This is a genomic window from Arenibacter flavimaris (assembly GCF_030291335.1).
Lineage (GTDB): Bacteria > Bacteroidota > Bacteroidia > Flavobacteriales > Flavobacteriaceae > Arenibacter.
This window is the reverse complement of sequence record NZ_JASWIM010000065.1, coordinates 1-11371: the sequence shown is the minus strand read 5'-3', so window position 1 is coordinate 11371 and position 11371 is coordinate 1. Positions and strand designations below refer to the sequence as shown.

Below are 11371 nucleotides of genomic sequence, written 5' to 3'. Positions count from 1 at the left end.
TGGGATAAAATATAACGGATTCAATCCCCATAGCATTATAAGCGCAAAACCGACACCGCATAGTTCAACGGCGGATTAAATCAAACTGCGCCGTTGGCTTACATGATTTAATCCTATAATGTTTGTAAAACATTTTGACCAAAAAACAAACTTAATAACAATAAATAAACTGAATGAAAAAAATCTTATTGACCTTGACATTTTGCGGACTGACTTTAATTGCGAAATCACAAACCGCAAGTGTAGAACAATCTACCTACGGAATACAAACAGGAGTTTTAGGAATTTGGGCTCATAAAGAGACAAAATTATCAAATCAGATAGCTTTAAGAGCAGAAATCGGAATGGATGCTGGTTTTTGGGGAGGAAGTTTCTATCCTGAAAATGGATATTTAATGACACCTGTAATTAGATTAGAACCTAGATGGTATTATAATCTTAACAAAAGAGTATCTAAATCAAGAAATATTGACGGGAACAGTGGGAATTTTTTAACATTACAGACAAGCTACAATCCGAATTGGTTTGTAATTTCAAATTATGATAATGTGGAAGTGGCTGACCAAATTTCCATAATACCAACTTGGGGAATTAGACGAAATATTGGAGCCCATTTTACATACGAAACTGGAATTGGAATTGGATACAGGTATATTTTCGCTAAAAGTGTTGGATATTTAGAAAATGAAGGAGAGGCTGCTTTGAATTTACATTTAAGAATTGGATACCGATTTTAACGGAATAAAAAACGTTTTACAATAGCTAAGTATTCGGCCCGCCGATAGGCCAGGGCTGAATATCTTGTTGACGGATCCGGTCTCCTTCTATGGGGAAAGCTTTCTTTTTATCGTTTTTTATGGAGTTTTATTTCGGCAGACTTGCCGTAGTTTTGTTTTGGCCTTTGAACTTCAACTTTTTTCTAGTGACCTAAATCCAACTTTTTCACCAGTTTGGCGGACCGTCCGGCCGTTTATTGGCGAAATGCTTGCCTATGGCACATAGTTTCCCCTACCCGCACTTAGCGAGTTATTTTCGGTATTGGCCGTCAAGATGTAATAATTCTTTCCAGCCTTGGGGCGGGCCACGCCCGTCAAAGGTCATGACGGTCACCAGCTTGCCCTTTTTACAGCTCGGGCATATGCCATTGAGCAACGGTGGCCTCTCTTCCTTACTGGTAATGGGCACTGTGGCCAATGCTTTTTGTAGCGCGGGCAGTTTCTCCTTTTTCCAACCGCTGCTCAAGATGCCGTAATGCCGTATCCGTGTAAAACCCTTGGGCAGGACATGCAGTGCAAATCGGCGTACGAATTCGTGCGTGGAGAGTTTGAGCAGTTCCTTTCTTCCTCCTTTTTTGTAGTTCTTCATCTGGAAGGTTACCGTTCTGTCCGCCTTGTCCAATTGTTTGATCCGATAATTACTGATGGCTATCTTATGCGTGTACCTGCCCAGGTATTCTACCACATATTTTGGCGTATGGAACTGCTGTTTCGCATACACTACCCAATTTTTATCAAAGAGCTTATTGAAAATTTCTTGTGGAACGGGTACCTTTTCCTTGCGCAGCAATGCAACATATTTTGCTCGGAACACGCCACTCATCGATATCACATTGAACAGGTACTTCCCCTTGTTCTTAGCCGGTTTCCATTTGCCCGATCTGTTCACTCCGCCTCCAGGGACAATACAGTGCAAGTGCGGGTGCAAGCTCAGGTTTTGGCCCCATGTATGCAGGATGGCGATCATACCCGTTCGTGCGCCAAGGTGTTTTGGGTTCGCACCGAACTGTACAAGGGTTGCCCATGCCGCTTTGAACAGGCTCCCATAGATTATTTTCGGATAGGACAGGGCATAAATGTTCAGCTCCGGGGGCAGGGTAAACACCACATGGAAATAAGGCACACCCAGAAGTTCGCTTTCCCGCGCCCGTATCCATGCTTCTCGTTTATGTCCCTGACAGGTAGGGCAATGACGGTTCCTGCAACTGTTGTAACTGATGTGGAGTTTATGGCAGCAATCGCACTTATCTATATGTCCGCCCATAGCAGGTGTCCGACATCTACGGATGGCATGTAGGGTACGCCTATGCCAGCCCGTAAAGGTTTGGGACGAGATCTGGTCCCGCTCCATCTCCAACACATCGGCCACTTTAAAGTGGCTGCGCATTATTCAAATAGCGTATCGAGCGGGCTGAACTTGTGCGAACTCCCGGTGTTTGCAACGTGCAGGTATACCAATGTTGTCTCGATAAAAGCATGTCCCAAAAGCTCTTTCAGGCTTATAATATTGAGACCTGCCTCCAGCAAATGCGTGGCGTAGGTGTGGCGCAGGCAATGGGCGGTAATGGTCTTGTGGGTGTTTACCTTGCCCCTGTTCTCTTTTATCACCCATTGTATCCCGGTGGTAGTAATGGGCCGTGGTGCCCCATTGTCGGTTACCTGGCTGTTGAAAAGGAAGGTTCGGGGAGATTCCGTTGCAATGTATTTTTTGAGCCCGCGTGCCAAGTGTTTACTAAGGGGCAGGTACCGATCTACTTTGCCCTTCTGCTTTTTTACAAAAACTGTCTGGCGGTCAAAATCGACATCGCAAAGGCGCAATGCGCAGAGTTCGTAGCTCCGTAGACCACAACCGTACAGCATGCCCAGCATCAGCCGGTGTCTGAGATATTTGGGCGCTTTGAGCAAAGTGCGTACTTCGGCCTTGCTCAGCACTACGGGCAATTTGTTCTGGCGCTTTATTTGCGGAAGCTTGACATGCCTATCTTTTGTTCCCAAGACTTTATAAATGGCACGAAGATCGAAAACGGTGTGCTTAAAAAAACTTTCGGACGGGGTCTTGTGCAAGTTCTTGCAATGAAAAAGATAATCATCGATCAGCTCGGTAGAAAGTGTCTCCGGGCTTTGCTTGTAATGGAGGGCCAAATGTGCCAGGCACCTAGTATAGTTGTTCAAGGTACTTTCAGCCTTGCCGTTGATCGTGAAACTCTTCCTTAATTTCCCGCAAAGGTTTTCAAAGCCCGGAACTTCTGCGACAGCGGTCTCTACTATCGTTATACTTTTTTTTGTACATAACCGTAAATTTTAAGTGTACCATAAATATAAGAAATGTTGTATTTTGCTCTGGAAAGCTTCCGACCGTAGGGAGGATTCGTTCAACAATGGTAACCGTTGCACAACCCTATAATTTATAAAATATCGATGCCAAAAGCGGCCTTTTAGGGCCGTTTTGTTTTTTAAACGAACGTGTTGCCACTCATTTTTATAGTGCCAAAAAGGAAGCAAATAGACCTGTGGAGTACATTTTCCATACAATTGTGCAGAACTATGCTTCCCGCTCCACTTTTTGTGCGTTTTCCCGAGAATTTCAGGTATTTTTTGATGTTGTAGGCAATGGCCGATAGCTGCATTGCCTTGTTGGCCTGTGCCAATCCCAAGGTGTTTATCTTCCTTAGCCCCATAAACTGGGTCAGGGTCCCGAAGACGGGCTCCACCGTACTCTGGCGTTTGCCCTTCATGTACCTTCCCTGCGGACTGTTCACCCGTTCTATGTTCCTTTGGTATTCTTCCCGGTAATAGGTGACGCTGAACTTCTTCTCCTGTGCCGACCTACCAAGACAACTACTCCTGATCGGACAGCCAACACATACGTGTTTCCTTGCCCTATATTCCTTCTTCCTGGTCTGGGTACGGCCGTCCAAAAATTCCTTGGTAAACGGAATGACCTTGCCCTGTGGGCAAACATAATGGTCTTCATTTTGGTCGTAAATGAAGTTCTCCGGACCGCCCTTATACGTGCCGTGCGGCGGTATAAAACTTTTAAGTCCCTTTTGTTCCAATAATGCATAGTTCTCCCCACTGCTATAGCCCGTATCCGCCACACAGTTTTCCCATAACAGGCCTTCTTTCCATAAACGTCGTTGCACCCGATCCACGATATCGGGCAACTGCTGGTTGTCCTTCCCGTCCGCATGGTAGGCCTTGATATCCGTGATCACATGGTTGGCCGTATCAACCGTAAGCTGGGAAAGGTAATTGAGCTTCCTGGCCTTGCCCGGTTTTACGCTGATCCGCGCATCGGGATCGGTGGGACTGTAGTGCGTCTTGTTCGAAGTGTATTTGCTCCCCTTGTTCCCCGCCCCTGGACGCTGATCCTGATCCTTGGCCCATTTCCTGTTGCGCGAGGCGATCGCGTCCAGCTCCTTTTGTGAGGCCGTGATGCCCCGTTGTTCATTGTCCGCCCTGTTTCCCTTGGATTTCCTAAACGGGACTTCCCTGTCCATAGAACTCATTTGACGTACCCTTTTCAGGTACTCCCCCAGTTCCTCCTCCGGAACCTTCAGTTCCAGACTGTCCATGCTTGCGTTGGCCTTCACAGGGGCCGAATCTATTGCTTGGGTATGACCGCTGACCATTCCTTTTTCAACGCACATGCCGAACACCTTTGTGAAGACCTCCTCGAAGACCGCTTCAGGAAACAACTGGCGGGTACGGCTGATAGTACTGTGCCAGGGCAGCTCCTCATCGATGTCATAACCCAGAAAATAAAGGATATCCAAGCGTAAACTACAATGATCCACCAACTTTCGGTCGCTGGTCACGTTCTCCAAATAGCCCACCAAACAGAGTTTGAAAAAGACTATGGGGTCGATGCTCTTCTGGCCACTCGATCCGTAGTACACTTTGGTCATGGGGTAGAGAAAATCCAGATCTAGGGCCTCCTTTAAACGTCTGTAAAAATTGGTTTCCGGAACCCGTTCACTGAGCTGGAACTGGTTGAAAAGCTTTTCCTGATAATACTTTTTTCCTTGCATAACTAAAGTTACGATCGATCCGCCGATCCACAATGATCATGACAGACTTTTTTGCTAACTTGCGCAACAGGCACAATGGCTATAAGTAATTGCTTGTTCTCGCCTACTTTGGAAATTCCTGCGGAATTTCCAACTTGGTGTGTACTTGTAAAGTTAAGTGCTAAACAACGCAACTACTCATAGCCGAGACCGTTAGGCACCATTATGAAAACTATGAAAAAATCTTTTTACTTTTTATTAGCAGCAATATTATTGATTTCTTGTGATGAAAAAGAATCAACAAGTAAGGTTGAAAATCTGACTGAAATAAGTCTAGATTTTACAGATTACAACCCAAGTAAACATAAAAGTTTTATTGATTTAAAAATCGAAAATGGCGTCAATCCAATTGAACAACAACTCAAAATATCAGATAGCGGAACGGTTGTCTATAATTTTATAAATGACAAAAAAAGAGAGTTAGTTTTTAATTACGAAAATAGAGAATTCAGCCTTATCATTTCACCTAATGAAAAGCTAAAAGTTGAATTGAAAACGGAGCAATTAGTAGACCCGAAATCAAAATGGGAAGATTTTGAAGTTATTTCAGGATTAAATAAGGAAACAAATAACTTAATACTTAGCAATACTTTCTATTTAGACAGCCTGATCAAACTTGCACCTAATGGATTTAGCAATGATGGTAAATCGGTTGTTATTGATTATAAGCATAAACGTATTACCTATATGCAAAATCAGCTAATATCTTTTGACTTATTTATTAAAAAAAACAATATAACTGACCAAACTTTCATAGATTGGAGCAAAGCACAAATTAGATATGGAGCAGGCTATGATTTAAGCATATTTCCGTTTTTTGGAACAACAAATAATAAAATTGATGAAGATGATGAATATTTCAATTTCATAGACGATGTGAATCCAAAAAACAATGATGAATTGACCTATCAGTCACATTTGAAATATTTAGGATTTTTATCTACTTCATACATGATTATGAGTAATATTTCTGATAAGTATTCAGAGCAGAGAGAAAAATTAAAAAAAGATTCTCTATCAAATTTTCCAATAGAATTTAATATAATAAAGCAACGGCCAAAAAATAGTGAGCGAGAATTACTTATGGCATATGCTTATCGCAACAATAAAACAGTTCCACAAAAATATCAGGACAGCCTTAAATATTTCGTTAATGACAAATTATTGTCTCAAGTTAAATCGGCGGAAAAAAATGAGATATTAAATATAGTTACACTAATTGAGAATTATGATATTCCGTTAAACGAAAAGACTGAGCTTTTAAAACTTTATAATGATGCAAAAGGAAAAGTAATCTTTCACGATTTTTGGTTTACAAACTGTGCACCTTGTATGAAAGAATTACCGAATTATAACGATTTGATTTCAATGACCGACAACAATGATGTTGAATTTATTTTTTATGGAGCTTATATGGAAAATGAAGAATGGAGTAAAGCAAGAGACGAATTTAAACTGAAAGGTAAGCATCATTTACTAACTAAAAACCAATTAGCTTTTTTTGAAAAATATTTTAAAGTTTACGGATTTCCACATCATCAAATAATCAAATCTAATGGTGAAATTGGAGAGAAAGTAAATACTGGTATCTATCCAAAAAACTTTGAGGAAATAAAAAAAATAATTGACAAACATCAAGTTGAAATAAATAACGGTGCCTAATAACTAAGTCTTCGTGTGGTCGGTACGGCCAAACATGAAGACCGTGTTGACTGAACCGGGTCCGGGTTCCCTTACTATGGGGATTGCTATGGTTTAATGGAGTTTTCCAGATGGATATCGAATTCCTTTCGGGTACATAAAGCTATCAAAAATCATTTTCCCATGTCCGCCCGGGTTCATTTTTGATCTTCTTGTATCGTTTTTCCCGGCCACGGCTGTCGAATACCGCTACGGTCGCCATAATCCCGATGTGGCAGTAAGGACATCGGCGATGTTTCAAGGGAGGCCGTCCATGGGGCACCGGACTGCCCAGGACCTGTTGCAGTAAAGGAACCAGTACCTTCTTCCTGGAACTGCTCAGGATCCCATAATGGCGTATCCGCACGAACCCTTTCGGGAGCACATGCATTGCAAACCGCCTGATGAACTCTTTGTCGGATAACAGCATTAGGGACTTCTTTCCTCCATGCCGGTAATCCTTTACGGAAAAAGTAACGCCCCGACCGTCCAAATTCTTTATCCGATGGTTACTCACGGCAATCTTGTGGGTATATCGGCCAAGATATTCCACCACTTGTGCCGGCCCTAAAAACGGACGCTTGCAATAGACCACCCACTCATTTTTAAAAAGGCTTTCACAAAATCCGCAGGGCAGTTCCTTTTTCAGACTTTTTCGCAGCCCGGCCACAAAACGTGCCCTGAAGACCTTGCCCATGGCCCTTACGGGGAAGAGATATTTCCCTTTGTTCCCAGCGGATTTCCATTTGCCCGATCTTGATATCCCACCCCCCGGTACAATGCAGTGCAGGTGCGGGTGAAGGGACAGATTTTGGCCCCAGGTATGCAGGATGGCGACCATTCCCGGGTCGGCCCCCAAAAACTTGTGGTTGGATGAAAAACCCTGGATTACCTGCCATGCCGTTTTGAACAATAAACGATACACCTGCTTCGGTCGGTAAAGACACAGACGGTTAAGTTCTGCCGGGAGGGTAAAGACCACATGGAAGTAAGGGACGTTCAGCAGTTCGGCCTCCCTTGCCCTGATCCATTGTTCCCTTTTATGTCCCTGGCACTTGGGGCAATGGCGGTTCCGGCAACTGTTGTAACTAAGGTGCAGCTTATGGCAGTCCGGGTTGTCGCAACGGTCTATATGCCCGCCCAATGCTGCGGTCCGGCATTTGCGCAGGGCGTGCAGGGTCCTTAGCTGCCAGCTATTGGCACAAAGGCCGGCCAGGTGTTCCCTGTTGCGTTCCAATACCTGGGCCACTTCGTAAGCGGCGTGTTCCATGGCTATTTATCGTAAAGCCGCTCCAACGGGCTGAACGGCCTTTGCCTGCCCGATCGTGCCACATGCAGGTAGGTAAGCGTGGTCTGGATATCCACATGCCCCAACAGGTCCTTGACACTGATGATGTCCAGCCCCATTTCCAATAGATGGGTCGCATAGCTGTGCCGGAGGCTATGGGTGGTGACCTCTTTTTGGATACCGCTGTGCTTCCGTGCTTCCTTAACGATCCATTGCACTCCCCTGGCGGAGAGCGCGACCGGACCGCCCTTGCTGTCATTGCCGTTAAAGCACCAAGTGACAGGGCTTTCCGCCGAGATGTATTTCCTTAGGCCCCGGACCTGCATCGCGCACAATGGGACATAGCGGTCCTTCCTCCCCTTCCCCTGGCGGATGTGCAGCATCATCCTCTCAAGATCCAGATCCTTCAGCTGTAGGTTGCAGAGTTCAAAGTTGCGAAGGCCGCAGCCATAGAGCATGGCTAGGACCAAACGGTGCTTCAACAGTTTAGGGGCCCTGAGCAACTGCTTTACCTCGTTATGGCTCAATACTACCGGTAGCTTCTTGGGCCGTTCGATCGAAGGCAGCACCACACCCATCTCCTTCATTCCCGAGATACGGTATGCATATCTCAGACCATAGACGGTATGCTTGAAGAAACTGTCCGATGGGGTCTTGTGCTGCGATTTTAGGATATGAAGGTAATCAAGGATCTGTTCCTCGTCAAGGTCCAACGGACTGCATTTGAAGTGAATCGCAATGTGCGCCAGACATCTGGCGTAGTTGGTAAGGGTACTCTGGCTTTTGCCGGCCAGTTCTACCGAACGTTTTAATTTATAGTAGAGTTCGTTGAACCCGGATACGGAATTACAGGCCCTCTCAATGAGGGTGCTACTTTTTTTTCATAACTTTAAATTTTATGATTAAACCTATCCTAAAGGTAGTGAACGGTAAGGTAACCCTTGCTTGAAGCTACCTTTAGGTTTAGTTCAACACCGGTAACCGTTGCACAAGCCTCTAAAACGTAAAATTACCAACTCAAATAAGCCGCTCTAAGCGATTTTTCTTTTTTTGATTACCTGGGTTTAGATCAAATTTATACCCGTTAAAACGGATTTATCGACTGCTGTCAGTCTGTTTTTCAGAGCAAAAAACAAGTCGAGCATTCCTACCCCGCTTTTTACCCGTTTTCGATCGAATTTCAGGTACTTCTTGAGGTTGTAGGCAATGGCCGAGAGGCACATCACCTTGTTGGCCTGTTCCAATCCTATGGTGTTTATCTTCCTGAGCCCCATGAACTGTGTCAGCGTACCGAAAACAGGCTCCACCGTACTCTGGCGTATGCCCTTCATATACCTGCCCTGACTGCTATTCACCCGTTCGATGTTCCTTTGGTATTCCTCCCGGTAATAGGTGACGCTGAACTTCTTCTCCTGTGCCGACCTACCAAGACAACTGCTCCTGATCGGACAGCCAACACATACGTGTTTCCTTGCCCGGTATTCCTTCTTTTTGGTACCCGTACGATGATCGTTGAACACCTTGGTGAAGGGTATCGCCTTGCCCTGTGGGCATAGGTAATGATCGTGTTCCCCGACGTATTCGAACCCATCGGGGCCGCCCTTGTAGGTGCCGTGCGGCGGGATGAAGCTCTTTAGCCCGGTCCCCTCCAGAAATGCATAATTCTCGCCACTACTGTACCCCGTGTCCGCTACGCAATTCTCCCACACCAGGCCTTCCTTCCACAACCTTGCCCGAAGTCTTTGGACGATATCCGGCAACTGTTGGTTATCCTTCCCGTCCGCATGGTATGCCCTGATATCGGTTATGACATGGTTCGCTGTATCGACACTGAGCTGCGATAGATAGTTCAGCTTTCTGGCCTTGCCCGGTTTTACGCTGATCCGCGCGTCGGGATCCGTGGGACTGTAATGTGTTTTGTTGCTCGTATACTTCGCCCCCTTGTTCTTCGCGCCCGGACGTTGGCCCTGGTCCTGCGCCCATTTCCTGTTCCGGCCCTTTATCGCCGCCAGTTCGTTCTTGCTTGCCGAAACGATGCGCTGGTCCTTGTCCGACCTATCGCCTTTGCTCTTGCGATGCGGTTCCTCTTTGTCCATTGCGCTCATAACACGTACCTTCCGCAGGTGTTCGTCCAGTTCCTCTTCGGGCACCTTCAGTTCCAAGGTGTCCATGCTTGCGTTGGCCTTGACCGGTGCCGAATCTATGGCCTGGGTATGCCCACTGACCATTCCCTGCTCCACGCACATACTTAACACCTTGGTGAAGACTTCCTCGAATACACTTTCCGGGAACAGTTGACGCGTACGGCTTATCGTACTGTGCCAAGGAAGTTCCTCGTCTATATCGTAACCGATAAAATAAAGGATGTCCAATCGCAGGGAACAATGTGCCATAAGCTTGCGGTCGCTTATGATGTTCTCCAGATACCCAACAAGACAAAGCTTGAAGAAGACCACCGGGTCTATGCTCTTTTGGCCGCTATCCCCATAATAACCTTTGGTAAGACCGTAAAGAAACCGAAGTTCCAAAACCTCTTTCAACCGCCTGTAGAAATTGTTCTTGGGTATACGCTCGCTCAACTGGAAATGGGCGAACAGTTTTTCCTGGTAATCTTTCTTTCCCTGCATACCTAAAGTTAACACCCCAACGTTAAGATCGCCTTTACCCTATGTGGTTTTTTTGTTAACTTGTGCAACAGGCACAATGTATAAAAATAATTGCTCAATTTTGAGCTTAATCAAAGCTCGTTGCAAGTTTACTACGTCTGATTTTCCTGCGGAAAATCCTCGCACATAAACCCGCAACTATTCTTATACGAGACCGTTGGCATTAATTTGGGTACGTTAAAGGCACATAGTTTACACCTTTGACATCCCGAAATAAAATTAGTCATGGAGGTGAATTTAGCGTATTATCGAAAAAAAGATTGGAGGAAATTCCTAAAGTTAATCGACGACCCAGAAAACATGGACGAAACATGGAAAGAGTGGCATAAGTCATACCTAAAAATAAAACGTAGTTTGACTTCCCATGGTTTAACTGTAAATGACATTGTTATTGATTTGAATGAATTAAGGAATTACTACTTGACTAACAACCATACAGGTAGCGTATACAAAACTGGTCCATTGGTACAAAGATGTGGAAAATGCTGGATTTAGGGCATTCAATACGATTGTCAATACCATTTCCCTCAATTATTGGCAGATCCTGAATTATTTTATAAATATAAGCACAAATGCTTCCGCAAAATCCTTCAACACTAAAATAAAAGCATTCAGAGCTCGGTTTAGAGGTGTTAGAAATACAGAATTCTTCCTATTTAGGTTAACTCAACTATTTGCATAAATATCAAAATACCCAGAAATGGTTCTTGATTGCTTATTTTCAGTGCTGATTGATTAATAAAGAATAAAATAGATTCGAATGAATAATGGATCAATCTCAAAAGTTGGGTCTAAAGAGAAAAATAATTTTCTTTGTGCTTTAAATTACATTGATGAATAAAGGCACTGAGTTATCCTTGTTAAGTTTAATATTACCAGAAGGAATATTAG

9 protein-coding genes are annotated in these 11371 nt (G+C 44.5%); 3 read left to right on the top strand and 6 right to left on the bottom strand.

Going from position 1 to position 11371, the window contains the following annotated elements:
* Window positions 1-173 precede the first annotated feature (173 nt).
* A complete protein-coding gene (locus QSE00_RS24580; RefSeq protein WP_286107923.1) occupies window positions 174-737 on the top strand; it encodes a hypothetical protein in 564 nt (187 codons plus the stop codon).
* Window positions 738-1026: 289 nt separating this feature from the next.
* Here QSE00_RS24580 and QSE00_RS24575 read toward each other — a convergent pair whose 3' ends face one another.
* The 3 genes from QSE00_RS24575 to QSE00_RS24565 all read right to left on the bottom strand — a co-directional run bounded on the left by QSE00_RS24575 (window position 1027) and on the right by QSE00_RS24565 (window position 4807).
* Window positions 1027-2163 carry an IS91 family transposase gene (locus QSE00_RS24575; RefSeq protein WP_286107922.1) on the bottom strand — a complete coding sequence of 379 codons (1137 nt, stop codon included), beginning with the start codon at window positions 2161-2163 and terminating at the stop codon, window positions 1027-1029.
* Window positions 2163-2948 (bottom strand): tyrosine-type recombinase/integrase, encoded by a 786-nt coding sequence (locus QSE00_RS24570; protein WP_286107921.1) that lies wholly within the window; start codon window positions 2946-2948, stop codon window positions 2163-2165. The genes QSE00_RS24575 and QSE00_RS24570 overlap by 1 nt, the downstream gene beginning before the upstream one ends.
* Window positions 2949-3229: 281 nt before the next feature.
* On the bottom strand, window positions 3230-4807 hold the full coding sequence (locus QSE00_RS24565; RefSeq protein WP_286107920.1) for an IS1182 family transposase: 1578 nt from the start codon (window positions 4805-4807) through the stop codon (window positions 3230-3232).
* Window positions 4808-5020: 213 nt separating this feature from the next.
* Between QSE00_RS24565 and QSE00_RS24560 the strand changes: the two genes are divergently transcribed.
* Window positions 5021-6508 (top strand): TlpA family protein disulfide reductase, encoded by a 1488-nt coding sequence (locus tag QSE00_RS24560; protein ID WP_286107919.1) that lies wholly within the window; start codon window positions 5021-5023, stop codon window positions 6506-6508.
* A 145-nt stretch (window positions 6509-6653) separates the two neighbouring features.
* Here QSE00_RS24560 and QSE00_RS24555 read toward each other — a convergent pair whose 3' ends face one another.
* The 3 genes from QSE00_RS24555 to QSE00_RS24545 all read right to left on the bottom strand — a co-directional run bounded on the left by QSE00_RS24555 (window position 6654) and on the right by QSE00_RS24545 (window position 10441).
* Entirely contained in the window at window positions 6654-7796 is a 1143-nt protein-coding gene (locus tag QSE00_RS24555; RefSeq protein ID WP_286107918.1) for an IS91 family transposase, read from the bottom strand.
* Between the two features lie 2 nt (window positions 7797-7798).
* The gene (locus QSE00_RS24550) at window positions 7799-8527 is read right to left on the bottom strand and encodes a tyrosine-type recombinase/integrase (RefSeq protein ID WP_286107917.1); all 729 of its coding nucleotides are present in this window, start codon (window positions 8525-8527) and stop codon (window positions 7799-7801) included.
* A 351-nt stretch (window positions 8528-8878) separates the two neighbouring features.
* Window positions 8879-10441, bottom strand: coding sequence for an IS1182 family transposase (locus QSE00_RS24545; protein WP_286107916.1), 1563 nt, complete (start codon window positions 10439-10441; stop codon window positions 8879-8881).
* A 472-nt stretch (window positions 10442-10913) separates the two neighbouring features.
* On the opposite strand from QSE00_RS24545, the gene QSE00_RS24540 reads away from it, so the two are divergent.
* A complete protein-coding gene (locus QSE00_RS24540; RefSeq protein WP_459076858.1) occupies window positions 10914-11162 on the top strand; it encodes a transposase in 249 nt (82 codons plus the stop codon).
* The last annotated feature ends 209 nt before the right edge of the window (window positions 11163-11371 follow it).

Coding starts and splice junctions, on each gene's coding strand:
- QSE00_RS24580 (WP_286107923.1), top strand. CDS start 174: ATGAAAAAAATCTTATTGACCTTGACATTTTGCGGACTGACTTTAATT.
- QSE00_RS24575 (WP_286107922.1), bottom strand. CDS start 2,163: ATGCGCAGCCACTTTAAAGTGGCCGATGTGTTGGAGATGGAGCGGGAC.
- QSE00_RS24565 (WP_286107920.1), bottom strand. CDS start 4,807: ATGCAAGGAAAAAAGTATTATCAGGAAAAGCTTTTCAACCAGTTCCAG.
- QSE00_RS24560 (WP_286107919.1), top strand. CDS start 5,021: ATGAAAAAATCTTTTTACTTTTTATTAGCAGCAATATTATTGATTTCT.
- QSE00_RS24555 (WP_286107918.1), bottom strand. CDS start 7,796: ATGGAACACGCCGCTTACGAAGTGGCCCAGGTATTGGAACGCAACAGG.
- QSE00_RS24545 (WP_286107916.1), bottom strand. CDS start 10,441: ATGCAGGGAAAGAAAGATTACCAGGAAAAACTGTTCGCCCATTTCCAG.